The organism is Beijerinckia sp. L45 (assembly GCF_009765775.1).
Taxonomy (GTDB): Bacteria; Pseudomonadota; Alphaproteobacteria; order Rhizobiales; family Beijerinckiaceae; genus RH-AL1.
The window spans coordinates 39996-62209 of the sequence record NZ_LMUU01000140.1; the positions used below are offsets into that span (position 1 = coordinate 39996).

At 63.9% G+C, this 22214-nt stretch carries 20 protein-coding genes and 1 pseudogene; 11 read left to right on the plus strand and 10 right to left on the minus strand.

What is annotated here, in order from left to right:
* Together GSQ79_RS29610 and GSQ79_RS15050 are read right to left on the minus strand one after the other, a co-directional pair.
* Nucleotides 1-891: mannose-1-phosphate guanylyltransferase (locus GSQ79_RS29610; RefSeq protein ID WP_246725351.1), on the minus strand; the 891-nt coding region annotated here is incomplete at its 3' end.
* Between the two features lie 187 nt (nucleotides 892-1078).
* Nucleotides 1079-2659, minus strand: coding sequence for a peptide chain release factor 3 (locus GSQ79_RS15050; RefSeq protein WP_158809512.1), 1581 nt, complete (start codon nucleotides 2657-2659; stop codon nucleotides 1079-1081).
* Between the two features lie 136 nt (nucleotides 2660-2795).
* Between GSQ79_RS15050 and GSQ79_RS15055 the strand changes: the two genes are divergently transcribed.
* Nucleotides 2796-3371, plus strand: coding sequence for a hypothetical protein (locus GSQ79_RS15055; protein ID WP_158809513.1), 576 nt, complete (start codon nucleotides 2796-2798; stop codon nucleotides 3369-3371).
* Here GSQ79_RS15055 and GSQ79_RS15060 read toward each other — a convergent pair.
* Nucleotides 3368-4285, minus strand: a complete 918-nt coding sequence (locus tag GSQ79_RS15060; RefSeq protein WP_158809514.1) for a LysR family transcriptional regulator — start codon at nucleotides 4283-4285, stop codon at nucleotides 3368-3370. The genes GSQ79_RS15055 and GSQ79_RS15060 overlap by 4 nt on opposite strands.
* A 168-nt stretch (nucleotides 4286-4453) precedes the next feature.
* On the opposite strand from GSQ79_RS15060, the gene GSQ79_RS15065 reads away from it, so the two are divergent.
* Nucleotides 4454-5194, plus strand: coding sequence for an SDR family NAD(P)-dependent oxidoreductase (locus GSQ79_RS15065; RefSeq protein WP_158809515.1), 741 nt, complete (start codon nucleotides 4454-4456; stop codon nucleotides 5192-5194).
* A gap of 322 nt (nucleotides 5195-5516) precedes the next feature.
* A complete protein-coding gene (locus tag GSQ79_RS15070) occupies nucleotides 5517-6146 on the plus strand; it encodes a transglutaminase-like cysteine peptidase (RefSeq protein WP_246725352.1) in 630 nt (209 codons plus the stop codon).
* Nucleotides 6147-6301: 155 nt separating this feature from the next.
* On the opposite strand, the gene GSQ79_RS15075 is transcribed toward GSQ79_RS15070, so the two are convergent.
* Nucleotides 6302-7246, minus strand: coding sequence for a zinc-binding alcohol dehydrogenase family protein (locus GSQ79_RS15075; protein ID WP_158809516.1), 945 nt, complete (start codon nucleotides 7244-7246; stop codon nucleotides 6302-6304).
* A 62-nt stretch (nucleotides 7247-7308) separates the two neighbouring features.
* On the opposite strand from GSQ79_RS15075, the gene GSQ79_RS15080 reads away from it, so the two are divergent.
* Together GSQ79_RS15080 and GSQ79_RS15085 are read left to right on the plus strand one after the other, a co-directional pair.
* The gene (locus GSQ79_RS15080) at nucleotides 7309-7797 is read left to right on the plus strand and encodes a MarR family winged helix-turn-helix transcriptional regulator (RefSeq protein WP_158809517.1); all 489 of its coding nucleotides are present in this window, start codon (nucleotides 7309-7311) and stop codon (nucleotides 7795-7797) included.
* 7 nt (nucleotides 7798-7804) lie between these two features.
* The gene (locus tag GSQ79_RS15085; protein ID WP_158809518.1) at nucleotides 7805-8578 is read left to right on the plus strand and encodes an alpha/beta fold hydrolase; all 774 of its coding nucleotides are present in this window, start codon (nucleotides 7805-7807) and stop codon (nucleotides 8576-8578) included.
* 39 nt (nucleotides 8579-8617) lie between these two features.
* On the opposite strand, the gene GSQ79_RS15090 is transcribed toward GSQ79_RS15085, so the two are convergent.
* The 3 genes from GSQ79_RS15090 to GSQ79_RS15100 all read right to left on the minus strand — a co-directional run bounded on the left by GSQ79_RS15090 (nucleotide 8618) and on the right by GSQ79_RS15100 (nucleotide 13261).
* Nucleotides 8618-11725 (minus strand): efflux RND transporter permease subunit, encoded by a 3108-nt coding sequence (locus tag GSQ79_RS15090; RefSeq protein WP_158809519.1) that lies wholly within the window; start codon nucleotides 11723-11725, stop codon nucleotides 8618-8620.
* Nucleotides 11726-11733: 8 nt separating this feature from the next.
* Nucleotides 11734-12891 carry an efflux RND transporter periplasmic adaptor subunit gene (locus GSQ79_RS15095; protein WP_158809520.1) on the minus strand — a complete coding sequence of 386 codons (1158 nt, stop codon included), beginning with the start codon at nucleotides 12889-12891 and terminating at the stop codon, nucleotides 11734-11736.
* A gap of 178 nt (nucleotides 12892-13069) precedes the next feature.
* Nucleotides 13070-13261: a CsbD family protein gene (locus GSQ79_RS15100; protein WP_158809521.1), complete on the minus strand. Its 192-nt coding sequence runs from the start codon at nucleotides 13259-13261 to the stop codon at nucleotides 13070-13072.
* 192 nt (nucleotides 13262-13453) lie between these two features.
* On the opposite strand from GSQ79_RS15100, the gene GSQ79_RS15105 reads away from it, so the two are divergent.
* Nucleotides 13454-14257 carry an ABC transporter permease gene (locus tag GSQ79_RS15105; protein WP_158809522.1) on the plus strand — a complete coding sequence of 268 codons (804 nt, stop codon included), beginning with the start codon at nucleotides 13454-13456 and terminating at the stop codon, nucleotides 14255-14257.
* The gene (locus tag GSQ79_RS15110) at nucleotides 14247-14999 is read left to right on the plus strand and encodes an ABC transporter ATP-binding protein (protein ID WP_158809523.1); all 753 of its coding nucleotides are present in this window, start codon (nucleotides 14247-14249) and stop codon (nucleotides 14997-14999) included. Before GSQ79_RS15105 ends, GSQ79_RS15110 begins: the two co-directional genes overlap by 11 nt.
* Here the strand turns inward: GSQ79_RS15110 and GSQ79_RS15115 are convergent.
* Both GSQ79_RS15115 and GSQ79_RS15120 read right to left on the minus strand, forming a co-directional pair.
* Nucleotides 14996-16159, minus strand: coding sequence for an LptF/LptG family permease (locus GSQ79_RS15115; RefSeq protein ID WP_158809524.1), 1164 nt, complete (start codon nucleotides 16157-16159; stop codon nucleotides 14996-14998). The two genes, GSQ79_RS15110 and GSQ79_RS15115, sit on opposite strands and share 4 nt — an antisense overlap.
* Before the next feature lie 71 nt (nucleotides 16160-16230).
* The gene (locus GSQ79_RS15120; protein WP_246725353.1) at nucleotides 16231-17130 is read right to left on the minus strand and encodes a hypothetical protein; all 900 of its coding nucleotides are present in this window, start codon (nucleotides 17128-17130) and stop codon (nucleotides 16231-16233) included.
* A gap of 343 nt (nucleotides 17131-17473) precedes the next feature.
* Between GSQ79_RS15120 and GSQ79_RS15125 the strand changes: the two genes are divergently transcribed.
* The 3 genes from GSQ79_RS15125 (at nucleotide 17474) to ahcY (ending at nucleotide 21378) form a co-directional block, all read left to right on the plus strand.
* The gene (locus GSQ79_RS15125) at nucleotides 17474-18688 is read left to right on the plus strand and encodes a glycosyltransferase family 2 protein (protein ID WP_158809525.1); all 1215 of its coding nucleotides are present in this window, start codon (nucleotides 17474-17476) and stop codon (nucleotides 18686-18688) included.
* A gap of 114 nt (nucleotides 18689-18802) precedes the next feature.
* Nucleotides 18803-19894 carry a glycosyltransferase family 2 protein gene (locus GSQ79_RS15130; RefSeq protein ID WP_158809526.1) on the plus strand — a complete coding sequence of 364 codons (1092 nt, stop codon included), beginning with the start codon at nucleotides 18803-18805 and terminating at the stop codon, nucleotides 19892-19894.
* 77 nt (nucleotides 19895-19971) lie between these two features.
* Entirely contained in the window at nucleotides 19972-21378 is a 1407-nt protein-coding gene (gene ahcY / locus GSQ79_RS15135) for an adenosylhomocysteinase (RefSeq protein ID WP_158809527.1), read from the plus strand.
* A gap of 58 nt (nucleotides 21379-21436) precedes the next feature.
* On the opposite strand, the gene GSQ79_RS15140 is transcribed toward ahcY, so the two are convergent.
* Nucleotides 21437-21880 carry a hypothetical protein gene (locus GSQ79_RS15140; RefSeq protein WP_210253096.1) on the minus strand — a complete coding sequence of 148 codons (444 nt, stop codon included), beginning with the start codon at nucleotides 21878-21880 and terminating at the stop codon, nucleotides 21437-21439.
* A gap of 124 nt (nucleotides 21881-22004) precedes the next feature.
* Here GSQ79_RS15140 and GSQ79_RS29615 point away from each other — a divergent pair.
* Nucleotides 22005-22203 (plus strand): annotated as a pseudogene (locus GSQ79_RS29615) (LysR family transcriptional regulator); the annotation flags it as partial.
* Nucleotides 22204-22214 lie beyond the last annotated feature (11 nt).

The following is a 22214-nucleotide window of genomic DNA, read 5'->3' on the forward strand; positions in this document are numbered from 1 at the left end:
CACGACGCCGTGGCCGCGTACCGCGTTGCCCTGCGGGTCGCGATCGGAGAGCTCCCAGACCGCCGCCCAGTTGCCGACGTCCGACCAGCCGATGTCGGCCGGCACGACGGCGGCGCGTGTGGTCTTCTCCATCACGGCATAGTCGATCGATTTTTTTGTGGCGCGCGCAAAGCTTTCGGGGTCGAGGAGCGTGAAATCGAGGTCGATGCGCGAGGCGGCGACGGCGCCGGCCGCGGCCTCGATCATCTCGGGCTCGAATTGCCGCAGCTCCTCCTGCATGACGTCGGCGCGGAAGAAGAAGTTGCCGCCGTTCCACAGATAGCCCTCGGCGACATAGCGCTCGGCCGTCGCCGCATCCGGTTTTTCGACGAAGCGGTCGACGGCGAACACCGCGTGGTCGCCGGAAAGGGCGCGGCCCGGCTTGATGTAGCCGTAGCCGGTCGCGGCATGATTGGGCTTGATGCCGAGCGTCACGATGTGCCCTTCGGCCGCCGCAAGGGCCGCCTCGCGGCAGCGCGCGACGAAGCCGGCTGGATCCTGGATGACGTGGTCGGCGGCGAGCACGGCGACGATCGTGTCCGGCGCGATCCGCGCCGCGATCTCGGCGGCGACGGCAATCGCCGGGCCGGAGTCGCGCCCCTGCGGCTCCAGCACGATCTTCGCGCTGCGACCCATTTCGAGCAGCTGCTCGCCGATGAGAAAGCGGTAGGCGTGGTTGGAGATGACCACCGGGGTCTCGAAAAGCGGATCGCCCAGAACGTCGATCGCCATCTGGAAGGTGGATTTGGTGCCGACCAGCGGGATGAACTGTTTTGGCAGGCTCTCGCGGGACTCCGGCCACACCCGGGTTCCGGAACCACCGCACATGATCACGGGGAGAATTTTCATCAACGGTCTCTCGCTAGGCGCGGCATCGATATCGATCGAGCCGCCTCTTGGTCATTCAGACAGCGCTACGTCCGCAAGGGTTGCCAAGTCGCAAACGCGGTCCGACTTTGCAACCGCATGATGAACAGGCTGCGAGCGAAGACGCCTACCATTCTTCTAAAGCCGCTTCGACTAGACGCTTAACATCCGCTCACACCGTGTCCTTCTGATAGTCCTTGATGTCGGCGAAAGCGATGTCCGGCCACTTGTCCGCTTCGTACTTTAGATCCCAGGCGGAGGGCGCCATGAACACCGGGGCGCCGTCGTGGTCTTCCGCCATGGACGAGCCGTGGGCGCGGGCAAACTTGTCGAGATCCGCCGGCGACTTCGCCGTCATCCAGCGGCACAGCGTGAAACGGCTCGTCTCGAACGAGGCGTCCAGCCCGTATTCCGCCTCGAGCCGGTCGGCGAGCACGTCGAGTTGCAGCGCTCCGACGACGCCGACCATCGCGCCCGACCCGTCCGCCGGCACGAAGAGCTGGACGACGCCCTCCTCCGCCATCTGGCTCAGCGCCTCGCGCAGCTTCTTCTGCTTCATCGAATCGCCGATCTTCACACGGCGCAAAATTTCAGGCGCAAAGCTCGGCACGCCGCGAAAAATCAGGTCCTCGCCTTCGGTGAGCGTGTCGCCGATGCGCAGCGTGCCGTGGTTGGGGATGCCCACCACGTCGCCGGCATAGGCCTCTTCCGCGAGCTGGCGGTCCTGGGCGAAAAAGAACTGCGGCGAATTCAGCGCGATGTTTTTCCCCGTACGCACCAGTTTGGCCTTCATGCCGCGCGTCAGCTTGCCGGAACAGATCCGCATGAAGGCGATGCGATCGCGGTGGTTGCGATCCATGTTCGCCTGAATCTTGAAGACGAAGCCGGTCATCTTGGCCTCGTGCGCGTCGACGTTGCGAGACGCGGCCTGTAGGCCCTTCGGCGGGGGGGCGAAGTCCGCCAGCGCGTCGATGAGGTCGCGAATGCCGAAATTGCGCAGCGCCGAGCCGAAGAACACTGGCGTGAGGTGGCCTTCGAGAAAAGCCTCGCGGTCGAATTTCTTCAACCCGTCCCGTGCGAGTTCGAGCGACTCGACGGTGTCGGGATAGTCGATCGGGTTCATCAGCCCCTTGATGTAGGGGTCGTGCGGCCCGGAAACCTTGACCGGCTCGGCGTCGGCATCGAGGCGGCGGACGAGATCGCGCTGCAGGTCGTAGGTGCCGACGAAGCTGCGGCCGCGGCCGAGCGGCCAGGTCACCGGGGCGACGTCGAGCGCCAGCGTCTTTTCGATCTCGTCCAGAAGATCGAAAGGATCGCGGGTCTCGCGGTCGAGCTTGTTGATGAAGGTGACGATCGGAATGTCGCGCAGACGGCACACCTCGAACAGCTTGCGCGTCCGCGCCTCGATGCCGCGGGCGGCGTCGAGCACCATGATCGCCGAGTCGACGGCGGTCAGCGTCCGATAGGTGTCCTCGGAAAAGTCCTCGTGGCCCGGCGTGTCGAGCAGGTTGTAGACGCAGCGGCCGTATTCGAAGGTCATCACCGAGGTGACGACGGAGATGCCGCGCTCCTTCTCGATGCTCATCCAGTCGGAGCGGGTCTGCCGGCGGTTGGCCTTGGCGCGCACCTCGCCGGCGAGCTGGATGGCGCCGCCGAACAGCAGCAGCTTTTCGGTCAGCGTCGTCTTGCCCGCGTCGGGATGGGAGATGATGGCGAAGGTGCGCCTGCGCGCGACCGGATCTTGTACGTCCATGATGGGCGTGTGGTGGCGTGGTGGGGGCACGAAGTCAATGTAATAGGCTTTCGCCCCAGCGCCCAGCGGTCTAACAACCGCCATGCTTGGCGGCGCAAACAGCGCGAGGCCATCCCGGCACGGCAAGGAAGCCACCATGACATCGAACCTGAAACTGGCGGCGGCCCTGTGCCTGCTCTTCCTGGTGGTTGCCGGCAGCGCTCTTGTCTATCGCAACACCCGGCCGCCGTCGGCGACATCAGCCGATCCCGCGACGGTGCTCAGCGCCACCAAGGCCGAAGACGAAGGGACCGAGCCGGTCGCCCTGCCGGCCACGCCGGTGCTGAAGAACGCCGCGGCCGATCCCGGGCTGCTGGACGTCGCCTTCGGCTACAAGGTCGGCAGCACCGCCTACGCCTACCACCTGGCGCTCGCCTTCGCGCCGGACGCCGACAAAGGCTCGATGACCCTTGCGACGCCGCAAAGCCAGCCCGTGGACGCGGTCACGTTTCCCGTCGAGCGCCACTTCAGCGAGAGCCGCAAGGCCTACTTGATCGCGGTCTCCCGCGACCTCGGCACGATGACGCCGGCCGTCCCGAGCCTCTGCGTCCGCGCCGTCGTTGGGCCGAGCAAGACGGGCTTCGACCTCACCGACGCCTCGCTCTGCGTCATGCAGCGCGATCAGGATGGAAGGTGTCATCCGACAACCTTGGCCTGCGGGCTGATCCGCTAAAGCGCGTAAAGCGCGCTTTTCTGCGCGACCCGCGCCGCGAGGTCGTCGGCCTTGGCCAGGAACGCTTTCAGCAACGGCGACGTGTTCGCCTTGTTGTAGCCGAGCACCAGATCGATCGTCGGGATCTCGTCCACCAGGCGGCGGCCGACGACCGAGGCCGGCAAGGCATGCCGCGCGTAGAGCGGCAGCAAAGCGATGCCGCCGGTCGTCGCAACGAGCGACGTCGCCATCGACAGCGTGTCGACCTCGTGGGCCGGGGTCAGCAGAATCGCCGCGCGCGCGAGGCAGGCATCGATGGTCGCGCGCAGAATCGGCGAGGTCGCGGCCGGGACGCTGATAAAGATCTCGCCTTCAAAGTCCCTCGGGTGGATCGCGTCGCGCGCCGCAAGGCGATGCGCTGCAGGCAGCACCACGATCAAAGGCTCCTTGGTCAACAGTTTGAAAGCCAAGCCCGGCGCCTGCGCTTCCCGCCTGAGAAACGCGACATCGACCTTCCCGCGCAGCAGCAGGGCCGCCAGTTCCGGCGAGGATTGGCTGGCCAGTGTGATATCGATATTGGGCAGCGCGTCGCGCAAGATATTGAGCGACTCCGGCAGCCAGTCCATCTCGTGGCCGGTGAGAAAGCCAAGGACGAAGGATGCCTTGGTCGGGTGAACCGCGCGCCGCGCCGCCTCGCCGGCAGCCTCCACCTGCAACAATGCCATCCGCGCATGATCGAGAAAGATGCGGCCGGCCTCGGTGAGTTCGATGCCGCGCGCCGAACGCGTGAGAAGTTGCACTCCGACCTCCGTCTCGAGATCGCGGATCTGTCGGCTGAGGGAGGGCTGCGCCGTGTGCAGTCGGCGCTCCGCGGCAAGCGTCAGGCTGCCCTCCTCCGCCACGGCGACGAAATAGCGGAGATGTCGAAGTTCCATGCGGCCACCCATGCTTCTTAAGTATGGCGCGTACGCTACAAAGTCTTTCTCCCGCATGCCAGCGTCCGCCATATGAGCAGCGGTGCCGGGCCGGCGCATCGGGCGGAAACCGAAAGCGGCCGGGGCCATCTTGCCCGGTCATCGCCCTCCTTCATAAGGACAGTCCTCATGACCGCTCCCGTCGTTCTGATCACAGGCGCCCTCACCGGCATCGGGCGGGCCGCCGCCTTTGCGTTTGCCCGTGATGGCTACAAAGTCGTCGTTTCCGGACGGCGCGACGATGCGGGCACCGCGCTTGCCGGCGAATTGCAGGCGCTCGGCGCGGAAGCCGAATTCATTCGCAGCGACGTGCGCCACGACGACGACGTGCGCGATCTCGTCGATCGCACCGTGTCGCGCTTCGGTCGCCTTGATGTCGCGGTCAACAATGCTGGAACGGAAGGCACGCCGGGGCCGATTACCGCACAGACCGCCGAGAGCTATGCCGCGACATTCGAAACCAATGTGCTCGGTACGATCCTGAGTATGAAGCATGAACTGCGGGTGATGCAGGCGCAGGGCAGCGGCGCGATCGTCAACATCTCGTCGACCTATGGGCACCGAGGCGCCGGCGGCGCCTCGGTCTATGCCGCGAGCAAACACGCGGTCGAGGGCCTCACCAAATCCGTAGCGATGGAAGTCGCGGCTTCGGGCGTGCGGGTCAACGCCGTCGCGCCCGGCCCGGTCGCGACCGGCATGCTCGATCGGTTTACGGGCGGCGATACCGGCAAAATGGCTGCGGGCCTGCCGTTGAAGCGTCTCGGCACGCCGGATGAGATCGCCGCCGCGATCCTGTTTGCGGCGTCGCCGGCCGCGTCGTTCATGACCGGCGATATTCTGAGTGTCGATGGCGGCAAAGCAGCCGGCTGAAGACCGAGGACTCCCCTGCGGCGATATGGAAAATACTTTCTTAGCAAACCGATTCAATTTGGCCGTTTCGCGCCAAACGGTGCTTTACCCTGACTCGCAATCTCCGAAAGGTTTGCGGCGCGACCGTGGCGCCGTTAACCAGCTCTCTCGTGCCGCCGCAGCGCACAAGAAACGCGTTTCGTCTCGGGAAACGGGGCCTGCGGCGCGGTTTTTCCAGGCCGGAAACAGTTAAAGCAAAACCCTCGAATTCGAAGGAATTCCTTCCGCCAACGCTTAAAGAGGACGGGCACGGTGATCCCATCAAACGGTGGGGTTTTCAGTCGTGCGTACCCAAGTCGCCAAGTTCTTTCTCGTGTCCATCGCCCTGCTCGGCGCTTTCGCCAGCGGCGTTTCCGGGGCGCAAGCCCGCGAAATCACGGCAACCTATGCCGCCGTCGGCGACGTCACCCGGACGCCCTACGGCTGGGTCGATTTCTGCGGCCGCCGCCCGAACGAATGCCGGGTGCCGATCTTGGAAGCCGTCGATCTCGACCTGACGGCGAAGACCTTCAAGATCCTCGACCGCGTCAACCGCTCGGTCAACGCGATGATCGAGCCCGTCAGCAACATGGATCACTGGGGCACGATGCTCGACCACTGGGATTACCCGGTCGACGGCAAGGGCGACTGCAAGATCTACGCACTGGAGAAGCGCCGCGAGCTGCTGGCGCTGGGTTTCCCCCGCCAGGCTCTCCTGATGACCATCGTCCGCGACCTCGAGGGCGCCGGCCATACCATCCTCACCGTCAAGACCGACAAGGGCGAGATCATCCTCGACAACATGGTCGACGAGATCCGCGGCTGGGAAGAGACCGGCTACAAGTTCGTCAAGCGCCAGGCACAGACCGACCCCAACGTCTGGGTCTCCGTCGGCCCGGTCAGCGCCCCGATGACGACGGCCGGCGTGAAGTAACCGCGATATATCCTCCGCTCGCAGAGGGGGAGGGGGACCGTGCGCCAGCATGGTGGAAGGGGGCTTCGGCCCTCTTTTTTTATGTTCTGCGGGTTGAAGCGCCCCTCCACCGCCTTCGGCGGCCCCCTCCACCGCGCTTCGCGCAGGGGAGGATTTCAAATTGTGAACACCGTGCGCCGTCTGCTGTCGTCCAATGGCCAAGCGGCTTCGACGGTCGAAAGCGGCACGGGCTTGGTCGCGATCGCGAATCCGCCCGGCACCGCCGCCTGGAGCACCGCGCCCGCGGCATGGATCAGGCGATCGAGCGGAATGCTTCCGATGCCGCTGCCCATGAGAGTGATCGCCGACGACCGCAGCACCGAGCTCGGCAGGCCGATGTTCGCGCCGCTCGACGCGCCGACCTGGACGAAGCGGATCGGCACGGCGTCGCGGCCGACCTTGGTCGCAGCCGTCAGCAGGCGCTCCGCGCTGTTGCCCCAGAGATAGTCGATCACGACGTCCACGCCGCTCGCGAATTGTTTCGCGAAGGCCGCGTCCATCGTCGCCCCGTCGTCGAGCGGAATGACGACGTCGGCCCCTAGCGCCGCGACGGCGCGCAAAGCCTCCGGGTTGCGTCCGGTCGCGATGATTGTCTTGGCGCCGAGATAGCGGGCGATCTGTACCGCGAGGCGACCGGCCGTGCCCGTCGCGCCGTTGACCAGCACGGTTTCGCCGGCCACCAGCTTGGCACGCTCCGTGTAGGCGGCCCAGGACGACATGCCGGGATTGGCGATGGCCGCAGCGGTGACATCGTCGAGTCCGTCGGGCAGCGCCACGCATTGGCTCGGCCGTACCACGGCCACCTCCGCCATGCTGCCGAACGGCGTTTTGGGCAGCGCGAAATAGACGCGGCTGCCGTCCTCGAGCCGCCCGACCCCGTCGATTCCGACGACGAAGGGAAATTGGTCGCCGGAGCTGTAGTGCGCGCCCGAGGCCCGGGCCTTGACGATGGGGCTGATGGCCGCGGCCGTGACAACGATCCGCGCGCCATCGGCGTCAGGCTCGGCAAAGTCTCGATAGACCGGGCTCTGCCCGGCCCCCAACACGACAGCCGCTTTCATCACTGGTCTCCTTTACATCGCACAGATACATGCATAATGCACACATAAAGGAGCGCGCAGCCGTGTCAACTAATAATGTGCAAAATACACATATCAGCGCGCAACTACGGCAGCTGCATGCCGCCGTGCTGGACATCGTCGCCGTCTTCAACAAACCGCAGCGCGACGAGCTGTTGATCAAGGAGGCCGGCATTCCGCTCGACCGAGCGCTGTTTCCCCTACTGGTCGGGGTCGAGCGCTTCGGCCCGATCGGCGTCGTCGACATGGCCGATCGGGTCGGGCGCGACTACACGACGGTGAGCCGCCAGGTCGCCAAGCTCGAGACCCTTGGCCTCGTTGATCGACAGGCCAGCGTTGCCGACCGCCGGGTGCGCGAGGCGGTGATCACGCCGAAGGGCAAGGCGATGACCGACAAGGTCGATGCCGCACGCGATCGGATCGGCCAGACGATCTTCAAGAGTTGGGACCAACCCGACATCGACGCGTTGGTGCGGCTGATGCGTAAATTCGCCGACGCGGTGAAGGACGAGCCGCCGGCATCGGAGGTTTGAAAAGGTGATGGACAAAACCATTCATATCGCGCGCTGGGGCACGTCGGGGCCGGATGTCGTCCTGGTGCACGGCGGCGTCCAGGGCAGCACGACCGCCGGCGAAAAGAACTTTTCCGCGCAGAAGCCGCTCGCCGACCATGGCTGGCGGCTGATCGTGCCGGACCGGCCCGGCCACGGGCAGAGCCCCGATCCAGGCCGGCCCGACGATTACGCAGCCGACAGCGTCTGGTTGGCCGAATTGCTCGGTGACGGGGCACATCTCGTCGGCCATTCCTTCGGCGGCGCCGTGGCGCTTGCCGCCGCCGCGAAGCGCCCCGGCGCGGTGCGCTCGCTGACGCTGATCGAACCGGCGATGCATGCGCTGGCTGTCGGCAACCCCAAGGTGAACCGCTTCCTGCTCAGCCTGCTGCTGGCGCGGTTGTTCTCTTTCTCCGCGGCGGCGCGCGCCAAACGATTTCTGACGCTACTGGGCATTCCGCCGGCGGTGCGCGGCACCGCCGACCCTGCGGAGATGACGCGGATGGGCAAGGCGCTCACGCGCGGCCGTTTGCCGTCAAAGCAGGTGCTGCAGGACCAATTGGCGCTGGTGAAGCGCGAGGCGATCCCGCTGCTTGTCGTCAGCGGCGGGTGGAGCCCGGCGTTCGAGGCGACCTGCGACCGGGTGGCCGCGGCGGGTGGCGGCAGGCGCGCGGTGATCCTGGCGGGCCATCATTTTCCGCAGCTGGTGGTGCCAGCGTTCAATGATCTGCTGGAGGGGTTTTTGCGACAGAGCAAGCGCTGACGGCGGAGATCCTCCCCTCGAAGCGGGGGAGAATACCCCTTACTCCGCGGCGCGGGCCGTCGCGAAAGTGGGTTCGTGTTCGACCGCTCTGCCCCGCCCATGATCCCTTGCGACAAGTGTGTAGATCGCCGGCGTCACGAACAGCGTGAACAGCGTCCCCACCGCCATGCCGAAGGCGATGACGATGCCGATGCCGATGGCGAAGCGGCTGCGGGCGCCCGCGCCTTCGGCCACCATCAGTGGCACCATCGCCACCACCATCGCCGCGGTGGTCATCAGGATCGGGCGCAGGCGGACCCCGGCGGCGTGTTCGATCGCGCGGCGGCGGTCCATGCCCTCTTCCTGCAGGCGGTTGGCGAATTCCACCATCAGAATGCCGTGCTTGGAGATCAGCCCGATGAGGGTCACCAGCCCGATTTGCGAGTAGATGTTCATGCTGGCCATGCCGAGCACGCCGAGAAGATTGAGCGGCAGCAGAGCGCCGAACATCGAAGTCGGCAGCGCGATCAGGATGATGAAGGGATCGCGAAAGCTCTCGAACTGTGCGGCGAGAACGAGATAGATCACGATCAGCGCGAAGACGAAGGTCAGGACAAGCGTGTTGCCCTCCTGGATATATTGCCGGCTCTCGCCCTGGTAATCGATGGTGAAGCCTTCGGGCATCACCTTCTTCGCCTCGACATTCAGAAAATCGAGGGCTTCGCCGAGCGTGCGGCCGGGAAAGGGCACGCCCTGCAAGGTCGCGGAGTTCAGCTGCTGGAAGGTCGGCAGGCTGTTGGGCTGCGTGCTTTCCGACACCGAGGCGATCGTCGCCAGCGGCACCAGATCGCCGCCGGCCGTTCGCATCTGGTAGCGCGTCAACCAATCCGATGTCAGCCGGAATTCGCGTGGCACCTGCGGGATCACCTCGTAGCTGCGGCCGTAGAGATTGAAGCGGTTGACGTAGTTGCCGCCGAGCAGCGTCGCCAGCGTCGAGCCGACATCCTGCATCGAGATGCCGAGCCGGTTGGCCTTGTCGGCATCGACCTTGAACTCGATCTGTGGGGTGTCAAACTTCAGGTCGCTGTCGGTGAAGATGAACAGCCCGCTTTTTCGCGCGGCGTCCTGGATTTTGGCCATGACGTCGACGATGTCTTTGTAGTCGCCGATGCTGCGCACCACGAACTGCAGCGGCGGGCCGCCGGTCGAGCCCGGCAGCGCCGGCGGCGAGAAGCCGATGACCTGGGCCCCGGTGATCTGGCCGAACTTCGGCGCCAAGGCCTGCAGCACCTGCTTCTGGCTGCGCGTGCGATCGCCCCAGTTTTTCAAAATGATGCCGCCGAAACCGGACTGCACGCCCTGGAACCCGTTGATCGCGAAGAGATGGTCGAACTCCGGCATGTCGGCGACGAAGTCGTGCAGCTTCTTCGTCGACTGCTCGATATAGTCGAGGTTGCCGTATTGCGGCGCCTTGATCAGCGCGAAGATGACGCCCTGGTCCTCCTCCGGCGCCAGTTCCTTCGGCGTCGTCATGAACATGATGGCGGTGAGGCCGAGAACGCCGGCCAGCACCAGCAGCGTGAGCGCGCGGAAATTCAGCGATCGCACGAGACGGCGCTCGTAGCTGCGACGCAGCCAGTCGAAACGACGATCGAGGAACGCGGTAAAGCCCCCCGCCCCTTCCGGCGGCGGCGGCTTCAACAGTTTGGCGCACATCATCGGCGTCAGTGTCAGCGCGACGACGCCCGACACCACGACCGAGCCGGCCAGGGTGAAGGCGAACTCGCGGAACAGCGCGCCGGTAAGACCAGAGACGAAGCCGATCGGCGCATAGACCGCGGCGAGCGTGATCGTCATCGAGATGACAGGGCCGGTAATCTCGCGCGCGCCCTTGATCGCCGCGTCGTGCGGCGTCATCCCCTCTTCCATGTGACGGTAGATGTTCTCCACCACCACGATGGCGTCGTCGACCACCAACCCGATGGCGAGCACCAGGGCCAGCAGCGTCAGCAGGTTGATGGAATAGCCGAGCATCAGCAGCATGATCATCACGCCGACCAGCGACAGCGGGATGGTGACGATGGGAATGATCGTCGAGCGGAAATTGCCGAGGAACAGGAAGATCACGATGACGACGATCAACGCCGCCTCGGCCAGCGTCTTCTCGACCTCGAGGATCGAGGCCCGGATGAACTTTGTCGCGTCATAGGCGATCGAGGCGGTCAATCCCGCCGGCAGATCGCTCTGCAGCGCCGGGAACGCCGCGCGCACCGCGGTGATGACCTCCAGCGGATTGGCGGTCGGCGTCGAATTGATGCCGATGAACACCGCCTTCTCGCCGTCGAACACCGACGAAGAGTCGACGGACTCCGGCCCGAGCTCGGTCGTCGCGATATCGGCGATGCGGATCAGCGCGTCGCCGTGATTGGCGACGACCAGTTGGCCGAAGGCGCGAGCGGAATCCAGCGAGGTCAGCGCGTTGATGCTGGTCTGGGTGAAATCGCTCTTCACCTGGCCGGCGGCGGACGTGAAATTGTTGACGGCGAGCGCGTTGCGAACGTCGGCGGCTGTGACGCCGCGCGCGGCCATCCGGTTGGGGTCGAGCCAGACGCGCATCGCAAAAGTCTGGCCGCCGAGAATGTCGGCGCTGGCGACACCGTCGATGGTCTGCAGCCGCGGCTGCACCACGCGATTGAGATAGTCGGTGATCTGCGAGGGCGTCAGCACCGTCGAGTTGAACGACAGATACATCAGCGCGGTGGAATCGCCGGTCTTCTTGATGACGATCGGGTCCTGCGACTCGCGCGGCAGCTGGAACTTGACCTGGTTGATCTTCGACAGCACGTCGGCGACGGCGCGATCGGCATTGGCGTTGAGCCGCAGATTGAGGGTGATCGTCGAGACGTTCTGCTGCGAATTCGACACCAACGTGTCGATGCCTTCCGCGCTCGCCACCGCCTGCGCTATCGGGGTGGTGATGAAGCCCTTGATCAGATCGGCGTTGGCGCCGGGATAGGTGGTGGTGACGGTGATCGAGGTCGAGGACAGCTCGGGATATTGCCGGATCTGCAGCTTGGAGAAGGCCTGGAGCCCGACGAACAGGATGAGCAGGCTGACGACGCTTGCGAGTACCGGCCGACGGATGAAGAGGTCGGTGAACGAGGTCATCGCCGCCCCTATTCTTTCTGCCGGATCGCGGGCGGATGCAGCATGGCCTTCGGGTCGATCACCACAGACGCACCGTTCTGCAGCTTGATCTGCCCCTCGGCGACGACGATCTCACCAGGCTTCACGCCCTCGAGGATGGCGACCTTGTCCTCGCGCTTCTCGCCGGTGCGTACGAAGCGGCGCGCGACCTGAAAAATCTTGGGATCGGATGCCGTTGCCGCCTGCGCGCCGTCGGTGGCAACCGGCTTTGGCGTCGCGACGAAGACGCTGTCGCCATAGAGCGAATAGGTCACAGCCGTACGCGGCACGATCACCACGTCGCGGGCCGCGCCGGCGACGACGTTGACGTTGGCGAACATGCCTGGCAGCAGGCGGCGATCGGCGTTCTTGAATTCGGCACGGACCATGACGCTGCGACTCTCGGCAGCGATGCGAGCGTCGATGATGTTCACTTTTCCGCTAAAACTGGCGTCGGGATAAGCGTCCACTTTCACGACGACCGGCTGGTCTTCTTTCAACAGCCCGAGCGACTGTTCGGGAATCGGAAAGTCGACGTAGATCGGGTCGAGCTGCTGCAGGGTGATCAGGCCGGTTCCCGGCGAAACGTACTGACCGACGTCGACCTTGCGGATACCGAGCCGTCCGGCGAAGGGCGCGATCAACGTTTTTTGCGCGATCGTCATCCGCATCTTTTCGACCAGCGCAGCGGCCGAGTCGCGGGCTGCCAGCGCGGAGTCGACATTGGCCTTGGCCGTGTTGCCACCGATCGTCAGCGTCTGCTGCCGCGCCAGCGCCAGATCGGCGTTCTTCAACGTCGCCATATTATTCTTGAGGTCGGCCTGCTCGACGGTCGTGTCGATGTCGAACAGTGGCGCCCCTTGAGCGACGTCCTGACCGGAGCCGATATGAATCGCCGTGACGATGCCGGCGAGCTGCGAGGAGACATCGATACCCTGGAACGCGCGGGCGGTGCCGATCGCCGTCAGGCCCGGCGCCCAGCGTTCGGTGGAGGCCGTCGCGACCGCAACCGTGCTCGGCGGCGGCGCGGCCTTGGCGATGAAGCCCTTGATCATCTCCGGCTTCATCACGAACTGGAAATAAGCGAACGCCCCGGAAAATCCGGTGAGCAGGACGAAGACGAAGACCAGGACGAGCGCGCGTTTCATGGGCGTGAGCTTCGCTACGACCCGCGAGGGCCTGAGGGACTGTATCCGTACCGGTTAGTCCTTATACCTCGTTAACCCTTGGCTTCAATGCGTCTGCCACCCTTCGTTAAGGGGAAAGGCCACGAAAAAAGCCCGCCGGAGCTCCGACGGGCTTTCCCTAAAACGTAAAAAAAAGCGCTTAGCGCTTGACGGCGTCCGCCACGTTGCGGCCGGCGTCCTTGACGTCGCCGACGGACTGGCGCGCTGCGCCTTCGACCTTATCGGCTTTGCCTTCAGCCTGAAGCTTTTCGTTGCCGGTGATGCTGCCGACCGTATCCTTGATCGAGCCTTCGACCTTCTGAGCGGTACCCTTGATGTGTTCTTTATCCATCTGACGCTCCTTTTCAGCATTTATCTTGCGAAAAGAACGACCGCGGCCGCATTCAGTTCCAAGGCCTGCGAAGCTCCGCTCAAGCTTGAGCTTAGAAGCCCACGCAAGCCGCCTCGCGTTGACGGTTGCCGACCGACCTGTTTTATCTCCGCCGCCCGCACCTGTCCGCGGGCACAGGATCTTCGCATCGCAATGACTTTGACAATGCCTCTAGAGCGGGCGTGGCACTTCCGGGACCTCATCCGTGCCGTGGTCCGGCGCGAGCTTGCCGCACGTTTTCGCGGATCGATTCTCGGGTGGCTTTGGGCGGTGTTCGGGCCGCTGGTCATGCTCAGCGCCTACACCGTCATCTTCTCCAATGCCGTCGGCGTTCCGAAGTCGGCGCAGGGCGGCGGGGTCAAGACCTATGCGCTGTCGATCTTCACCGGCCTGATCGTCTTCAACCTGTTCAGCGAGATCATGTATCGCTCGCCGGGGCTGTTGCAGGAGCATGTGAACTTCATCAAGAAGTCGATCTTCCCGAGCGAGACCCTGGCCTGGACGGCGACGATTCGCGCGCTGGTCTATGCCGCGATCAGCTTCGGCGTTCTCCTGATCTTCGAGCTTTTCGTCACCGCCGCCCTGCCCCCGACCGTGCTGCTGCTGCCGCTCGTCATCGTGCCGATGGTGCTCTTCCTGCTTGGCGTATCCTGGTTCCTGATGGCGCTCGGCTCGTTCACCCGCGACGTCGCCCACCTGATGATCTCGATCGTCCCGGTGCTGATGTTCGCCACGCCGATCTTCTATTCCATCACCGATGTGCCGCCGCAATTGCGCCTCTATGTGCACTTCAACCTCATCGGCAACTACGTCGAGATGATCCGTGATCTTCTCCTTTACGGCCGTTTGCCGAACCTTCTCCTCTATGCAGGAACCGTCCTTGTCTCCCTCGTCATCTTCCGCTTTGGCTATCGATTCTTCATGCGATACAAGTCCATCTTCGTCGATGTCATCTGAGGCCATCATCAAGTGCGAAGGCGTCGGTAAGGCCTTCCAGCTCTACATGCATCGTAACGACCAATTGAAGCAGACGCTGTTCTGGCGCTGGGGGCCATTCTACAAGGAGCACTGGGTGCTCCGCGACGTCAGCTTCACCGTCGACAAAGGCGAGTGCGTCGGCATCATCGGACGCAACGGCGCCGGCAAGACCACTTTGCTGCAGATCCTCTGCGGCATCACCACCCAGACTCATGGCATTGCCCAGCTGAACGGCCGGATCGCGCCGATCCTGGCGCTCGGCGCCGGTTTCGACACCGAGCTGAGCGGACGCGAGAACGCCCTGATCGGCGGCGCCATTCTCGGGCTGAAGCGCAACGAAGTTCTTAAGCGCATGCCCTCGATCGAGGCCTTCGCCGACATCGGCGACTTCTTCCATCAGCCGCTCAAAATGTATTCGAGCGGCATGGCGGCGCGCCTCGCCTTCTCCGTCTGCGCCCATGCCGATGCCGACATTCTCATCGTCGACGAGGCGCTGTCGGTCGGCGACGCCGAGTTCGGCGCGAAATGCGACGCCTACATCAAGGACTTCGCCAAACGCGGCACGATCCTTGTCGTGTCGCACGATCTGATGACACTCGAAGCTTTGTGCGACCGCCTCGTGTGGATCGACAAGGGCGTCGTCAAGGCGATCGGCACGCCGAGCGAGATCATCCCGGAATACCGGCTGTTCATGGGGCACACCGACCCGGCCGAGTTCTAGACCGGCGTCTGACCGGCCGCGCGAAGATCGAGCGGCTGCCCGTCCGGGACGGCCGGCCCCGAGCGAATCGCATTCTGCCTTTGCAGCATGATCAGCGCGGCGACGAACTCGGCGAGGATCGCCAGAGCCACCACCCAGACCAGCCTTGGATCCTTGCGGACCAGCGTCTCCGCCGCGATGAGGATGGCGATATGCGCCGCCGGCACCGCCAGGACGGTCATCGTCGTCGCCGACGAGCCGCGTCCGGTGGCGCTCGACACCGTCAGCACCAGCGCGATGCCGAACAGCGAATGCACCAAAGCGAGCAGCGGAATGCCGGTCCGCTTGGCCGCCTCGCTGGTCCACTCCGCCAGCCGCTGCGGGTCATGGGCATCCGCGTCGCGCTCGCGAAAAAACTCGGCGCCGGGCACCTCGAAGACGCCGCGCCAGCTGCGCTTCGGCAGGCCGCCGGTGCCCTGCATGTCGATCGGCATGACATATTCTTCAAAATTGGCGCCGCGCATGTTCACGCTGCCCTGGGCCCGGGTCTGGATCGAGCCGTTGCTCATCACCATGACGACACCGGTGGCGTTGCGGCGAAACTCCGTCGAGGCGGCGGTGATCACGCGCTCCTCCTGCTTCTCCGTATCGAAGGCATGGATGAATACGCCGAGCGCCACGTCGGGCGACTGCCAGCGCTGAAAGTACAGCGTGCGGGTGCCGTTATCGAACGTGTAGAAGGTCGCCGGCTCGAGCATCCGATGGTTCAGCGAATTGCGGATGACGTAAATGACGTCGTGCATCTGCCCGACGTAGGAGGGGGCGATATAGGACGAGATGGCATAGCCGATGACGACGGCGCCAAGCGACACGACCACCGGGGGGATGCAGATCGACCAGACCGAGAGGCGCAGCGAATAGAGCACCGCGATCATGCCCTCGGACGACATGCGGATGAATTCCAGCATGATCGCCACGCCGACGGCGATCGGCAGCGCGATGTAGAGCACCGTCGGCATGGTGCCGAGCAGCGCCGGCCACAGCAGTCCGCCCCGCACCGCGGTCGGCGGCAGGTAATGGAAGATCGACGTCATCACCACGGGAATGCACAGGCTCAGCTCGATGAGCAGGGCCGAAAGCGCGATCCGCTTCGCGAGATAGGCGTAGAGAAGCTTAGGCATGCGCGGGCGCGATCCTGTCCATAGCCTGCTTATCGGCTAAAAATGGCGCTGTGGAAAGGCGTCCGCCCGTCTCAGGCGCGCTGCCGCTCGGCGGCCTTCATCTTGTCCGCCGCAGCCGTCGCGTAGCGAAGCCAGGCTGCGTCGAAAACCCGCTTCTTCGGCAGGACCACCGCGCCGGCCCAATGGGCGAAGTAGATCGCGTCACCCTGAAAGTCCAAGGGCGCTCCTTCGGCATCGAAGGTCACGCCTTCCGCCTTGTAGAAGCTTTCGCCGGACGCGCCGGGAATCAACTCGTTGAGCGAGACGATTTTGAGGCCCTTCCGGTGCGTCACGAAGTTCGTGAGCGGCTGCGCGAACAGCATGCCGCGCTGCCGCACGGCGTGGAAGATCGCCTCGTCGCGCTCGATGATCTCGTAAAAGTCGTTGAGCGACAGCATCTCCTTCGACGTCGCGAAGAACCCGTCGTTGAACAGCATCACGTCCTTGAGGAAGGGATGCGCATCGCGCTTCTTGTTGTAGACGTAATCGGTGGTCGGCGCGGCGACGACGAACTCCGTCTTGCCTTTCTCGAGGCGGCCGAACAGCGGCGCGAAATCACGAAGCAGAATGATGTCGACATCGACGTAGATCACTTCGTCGAGCGGCAGCGCCAGCGACAGGAACTTGCGCAGGCGGCGGCGATGCTTGGGATAAAGTGGATAAAGACGCTTAGCGAGTGCGTCCAAAGCCGCATTGTCCGGTTCGACGAAATGTGCGCCATAGAGCTCGCAGGCCTTGCGCGTCATGTCGCAGTTGTCGTCGTAGGGGATGAGATAGAGCGGCGTTGCCCGATTGGTTGCCGACCAGCTCTCGAGGAACGGCAGGACCCAGTCGAAGACCTTGTCGTTGGCGATGGTCGCAATGCCGAGAGCCTTCGACCGGCCCGAATTTTCCGTCAATTCGACCCTTTCGAGCGTCCGATCGTTTTCCATAAATCTCGCGTCTCTACTCTCATTCGGGCGGCATTTCGCGCAAGGCAGCGATGGCTCAAGCTTTCGTCACGGGCTGCCGCGGACTTCCTTGTCACAGGGCGGCATCTTGTGGCAAGAGCCTGCATGAGAACGTTAGGTGGCTGCCGCCTTGCATGCTTGAATATAAGCGCGGTCCGCCGTATCGAACTGATCGTAACGCTGCCTATTCCGCAGCCGCACGGAGTCGATGAGCGTAATAGAACTAAAAGCCAGTAGGAAGTCGCCTTGATCCAATCGATGGAAATCCGACAGTCCTTGCTGTGCGTCAATCATTTCGGTGTCGAACGCAGCATCGGGAGCAGTTGTGACGAAGACCGAAGCTGAATCCGTCGCAGAGCCTCCAGTTGTGGCAAACGCAGGACCTTTGCCGCTACTTCCCCTCGTCAGCGTCATCATTGTCAATTTTAATTATGGACGCTTCCTCGACCAGGCGATTGCATCGGTGTTCGCGCAGACCTATCCGCGCGTAGAGTGCATCGTTGTCGACAACTGCTCCACGGACGATTCCGACGCCGTCATCGTCCGGAACAAAGCCACGTACCCGCGCCTTAAAATTTTAAGAAGAGCATCCAATGACGGCCAGACAGCGGCTTCGTGCGACGGGCTAAGGCATACTGACGGCCCATATGTCGTGTTCCTCGATGCCGACGACTATCTGCTCCCACAATGTGTCGAGAGGCACATGCATGTCCACTTGTCGGCGCGCATTCACGTTGGCCTAACATGCGGAGACATGTTGCAGGTCGTCGACGACCAGGTCGTGACCAGCACCTACGCATCGATGTCTACCTACATCCAGACTGAACCAAAGGGTTGCCGTAACCTCATTCGCCCGACGTCTGCGGCTCTTGGGCCAATATGGGACTCTCTCGATCCTGCGCTTGCGGAGCGCATTCATTTCGTTCCGCGGACGCAACGCGATTGGGTCTGGTCGCCGACCTCTGGAAACTGCTTCCGCCGCGACGCACTTAATCTGTTTTGCGATCGAGACGATTTGGCAGCGCTACGATCACAAACGGACCTTTATCTTGCCGTTGGCATCAACACCGTCAGCGGAAGCATTCTGATTGACGAACCCCTGTTCGCTTATCGCATTCACGGAACGAATGTGTTTTCGAGTCGGCCGCAGTTGAGCGGGCTCCTCACTTTCGACCCGTCACAGACCTCTCGAAGCTCCCAGGTCGCCCGACATCTCCTCCTCGATCAATTCGTGGCGCAGGCGCAGCGATTTGTGCAAGAACCATGGCAAGCCGTCGACCTGCTGAAGGCCTTGCGGCGCTTGGATGTTCCAGATCATGAAACGGACGGACCACGCTGGGCGCGCCGGTCCTGTGTTGCGCGAGCGCTGGTTAGGCATTTTGCCAAAGCCGTAAAGACGTTCGGAGGAACCCAAACACGGCAGGCCATGCAAGACGTCGGCGTTCCCTGGCATATCATACTGGTTCTGCTCTGGAAGAATTGGCGAAACAAAGGCCGCTACGCGGACTCTCGGGCGATAGCGCCGAGCACGGCCCCTTGAACACACATGACGACGAAGGACGAGATGGTCGATCTAAATGACACGCAGGAGCGATCGGTTGTTGTGGCAACATCCCAACAGATGACGTTGGCGCCGCAAACCCGGTTGCCTTTGGTGACGGTTGTCATTGTCAATTACAATTACGGCCGCTTTCTTCAGGATGCCGTCGAGTCCGTCTTCGGCCAGACCTATTCCGATGTCGAGTGCATCGTCGTCGACAATGCGTCGACCGACGAGACGCCGGCGGTCCTTGCTGCCCTGCAGGCACGCCATCCTGACATGATCGTGCTCCGTCGCGCCGCCAACGACGGGCAGACGCCGGCGTCGCTGGACGGGCTCGCCGCCTCCACCGGCGAGTATGTCATCTTCCTCGACGCCGACGATTATCTCCTGCCGAAATGCGTGGAGACGCACGTCTACGTGCATCTCTCGATGCGGCCGCACATCGGCTTTACGTCGGGCGACATGCTGCAGGTCGCCGAGAACAAGGTCGTCGTGTCGACGGGCGAGGAGTCGAACCGCTATATCCGCGGCGGAAAGGGCTACAACCCGAGCCTCGTTCGCCCCTATACGGCGGAAGACGGATGGCCGTCCGCTGCGGTGAGTGCCGGCATCGCCGACAAGATCCACTATGTGCCGCCGCTGGCCATCCGCTGGGTCTGGTCGCCCACCTCCGGCCTCTGCTATCGCCGTGACGCTTTGCGCCTCTTCGCCGACAACCCGCGGCTGCAGACCCTGCGGACCGGCACGGACCTTTATTTTGCGTACGGCTGCGGCGGCCTGTCCGGCAGCGTCGTGATCGACGAACCGCTGTTCGCCTACCGCATCCATGGCGGCAACATTTTTACCGCCCATGCGCAGCTCGATCGGACGCTGAACTATACGGTGGGCGGCCATGGCGACAGCAATATCCTGGCGCAGCTCTACCTCATCGACCATCTGGTCGATCAGGTGGACCGGTTCACGCCGAACCCATGGCTGCGGGCCCATTTCCTCGCCTTGCTCTTCAAGGTCGACCACGCCGATCCCAATCCAAAGCTGCCCGCTTGGGCCCGACGATCGCGGGCCGCGCAGGCCATCGTGCGCGATTACGACGCCTTTGCCGAGGCGGTCGGCGCCTGGAGCGCGCGCTGGGCTCTGCTGTGGTTTTCCAAGTCGCCGCGGTCCGCACCGAGCCTCCTCGCCTCGCTTCGTCGATCGACATAAACAAATGCTTATATCTTTATTGCTATGAGGTCCGGGCTGGGATATAGAGCGGTCACCCACACACGGAGCCGTTTTACATGACCAATCCCGCCCATGATTATGTCGTCGCCGATATCAGCCTCGCCCCTTGGGGCCGCAAGGAACTGAACATCGCCGAGACCGAAATGCCGGGCCTCATGGCGACGCGCGCCGAATACGGCGCCTCGCAGCCGCTCAAGGGCGCCCGCATCGCCGGCTCGCTCCACATGACGATCCAGACCGGCGTCCTCATCGAGACGCTGAAGGCCCTCGGCGCCGATGTCCGCTGGGCTTCGTGCAACATCTATTCGACGCAGGATCACGCCGCCGCCGCGATCGCCGCCGCCGGCATCCCGGTGTTCGCCATCAAGGGCGAGAGCCTCGTCGACTACTGGGACTACACCCACAAGATCTTCGAATGGGCTGACGGCGGCACGCCGAACCTCATCCTCGACGACGGCGGCGACGCCACGATGCTGATCCACCTCGGCATGCGCGCCGAAGCCGGCGACACCGCCTTCCTCGACAAGGCCACCAACGAGGAAGAGGAAGTTCTCTTCGCCTCGATCAAGAAGCGCCTCGGCACCCACAAGGGCTGGTATGCGAAGAACGGCCACGCCATCAAGGGCGTCTCGGAAGAGACCACCACCGGCGTCCATCGCCTCTACCTGATGGCGAAGGAAGGCAAGCTTCTGTGGCCTGCCATCAACGTCAACGACTCCGTGACCAAGTCGAAGTTCGACAACCTCTACGGCTGCCGCGAGTCGCTGGTCGACGGCATCCGCCGCGGCACCGACGTCATGATGGCCGGCAAGGTCGCGATGATCGCCGGCTTCGGCGATGTCGGCAAGGGCTCGGCCGCCTCGATGCGCAACGCAGGCTGCCGCGTCCTCGTCTCCGAAGTCGACCCGATCTGCGCCCTGCAGGCGGCGATGGAAGGCTATGAGGTCGTCACCATGGAAGAGGCGGCGCCGCGCGCCGACATCTTCGTCACCGCGACCGGCAACGTCGACGTCATCACCGTCGAGCACATGCGCGCGATGAAGGATCGCGCCATCGTCTGCAACATCGGCCATTTCGACTCGGAGATCCAGGTCGCCGGCCTGAAGAACCTGAAGTGGAACAACATCAAGCCGCAGGTCGACGAGATCGAGTTCGCCTCGGGCAAGCGCATCATCCTGCTGTCGGAAGGCCGTTTGGTGAACCTCGGCAACGCGACGGGGCACCCGTCCTTCGTGATGTCGGCGTCCTTTACCAACCAGACGCTGGCGCAGGTCGAGCTTTGGACCAAGCAGGGTCACTACGAGAAGAAGGTCTACACCCTGCCGAAAGAGCTCGACGAGAAGGTCGCCGCGCTGCATCTCGACAAGGTCGGCGCCAAGCTGACCAAGCTCACAAGCGAGCAGTCCGCCTACCTGAACATCCCGACGCAGGGCCCGTTCAAGAGCGAACAGTACCGCTACTAAGACGAGTGTGGCGGGGTGGCAACACCCCGTTTCACCGCCTGACACCGACATTTTTGCGTCACGAAGCGTCACGCGTCACGCCTTGTCTGCTCCAGAAGCGAAACGCGCGGTCCTGAAGCGCGCGCACAAAAACCAGGGCTTCCGGTCCAGACCACGCGCCGCCATACCCCTCGCGGAACGGCGGTCCCGCCGTCCACCAGCCCTGACCCGGCAGTCCGTCCACCTCGCGAACAACGAGCACGGCCAGTTCCGGCTCGCCCGCGGCCACGCCGGCCGCATCGATGGCATCGAGCGTACGACAGACCGCGCGCATCTTGGGCCGGGTGAAACGATGCCCGAGCCGATCCAGCAGATCCGAATAGCTCAGCGGTTCGCCACGCCGTGCCGCCGCGATCAGCAGCGCGCGCACCCGCGTCACATCGCCGATGGCGCCGGCGTCGCCGGGCTCAGGCAGCTCGTTCGAGGGGCCGCTGCGCGGCAGGAGATGCGGGGTCTTGCGCATGGGCTGAGTTTACGCCCGCGGTCGAGGCGGGCGCAAACCATGGTATCGAGCAGCAGCCGGAGGAGGAATGTGCGATCGATCCTCTTCCGGCGCGGTATGGCCGGAAACGGCTCCACAGGCCGCGATCATAAAAGACTGGCTGAGCAATGAAGCGCGGGAGCTCGATGATCTCGCGGCTTGCGCGACGATCGCTAGGACGCGCAGCTTCACGCGCGCGGCGGCGGAATTCGGCTTGTCTCCGTCGGCCCTGAGCTTACACCGTCAGGGCATTGGCGATGGCCCGGGGAGTGCGTTTGCTGGCGCGCACGACGTGCAGCACCGCTTACGACGGCAG

Excerpts from the sequence above, each read along its gene's own strand:
- GSQ79_RS15075 (WP_158809516.1), bottom strand. The coding sequence starts at position 7,246 with ATGAAAGCGGCTGTCGTGTTGGGGGCCGGGCAGAGCCCGGTCTATCGA.
- GSQ79_RS15050 (WP_158809512.1), bottom strand. The coding sequence starts at position 2,659 with ATGGACGTACAAGATCCGGTCGCGCGCAGGCGCACCTTCGCCATCATC.
- GSQ79_RS15100 (WP_158809521.1), bottom strand. The coding sequence starts at position 13,261 with ATGGATAAAGAACACATCAAGGGTACCGCTCAGAAGGTCGAAGGCTCG.
- GSQ79_RS15110 (WP_158809523.1), top strand. The coding sequence starts at position 14,247 with ATGTCATCTGAGGCCATCATCAAGTGCGAAGGCGTCGGTAAGGCCTTC.
- GSQ79_RS15095 (WP_158809520.1), bottom strand. The coding sequence starts at position 12,891 with ATGAAACGCGCGCTCGTCCTGGTCTTCGTCTTCGTCCTGCTCACCGGA.
- GSQ79_RS15120 (WP_246725353.1), bottom strand. The coding sequence starts at position 17,130 with ATGGAAAACGATCGGACGCTCGAAAGGGTCGAATTGACGGAAAATTCG.
- GSQ79_RS15085 (WP_158809518.1), top strand. The coding sequence starts at position 7,805 with ATGGACAAAACCATTCATATCGCGCGCTGGGGCACGTCGGGGCCGGAT.
- ahcY (WP_158809527.1), top strand. The coding sequence starts at position 19,972 with ATGACCAATCCCGCCCATGATTATGTCGTCGCCGATATCAGCCTCGCC.
- GSQ79_RS15060 (WP_158809514.1), bottom strand. The coding sequence starts at position 4,285 with ATGGAACTTCGACATCTCCGCTATTTCGTCGCCGTGGCGGAGGAGGGC.
- GSQ79_RS15065 (WP_158809515.1), top strand. The coding sequence starts at position 4,454 with ATGACCGCTCCCGTCGTTCTGATCACAGGCGCCCTCACCGGCATCGGG.
- GSQ79_RS15140 (WP_210253096.1), bottom strand. The coding sequence starts at position 21,880 with ATGCGCAAGACCCCGCATCTCCTGCCGCGCAGCGGCCCCTCGAACGAG.
- GSQ79_RS15115 (WP_158809524.1), bottom strand. The coding sequence starts at position 16,159 with ATGCCTAAGCTTCTCTACGCCTATCTCGCGAAGCGGATCGCGCTTTCG.
- GSQ79_RS15090 (WP_158809519.1), bottom strand. The coding sequence starts at position 11,725 with ATGACCTCGTTCACCGACCTCTTCATCCGTCGGCCGGTACTCGCAAGC.
- GSQ79_RS15105 (WP_158809522.1), top strand. The coding sequence starts at position 13,454 with ATGACTTTGACAATGCCTCTAGAGCGGGCGTGGCACTTCCGGGACCTC.
- GSQ79_RS15055 (WP_158809513.1), top strand. The coding sequence starts at position 2,796 with ATGACATCGAACCTGAAACTGGCGGCGGCCCTGTGCCTGCTCTTCCTG.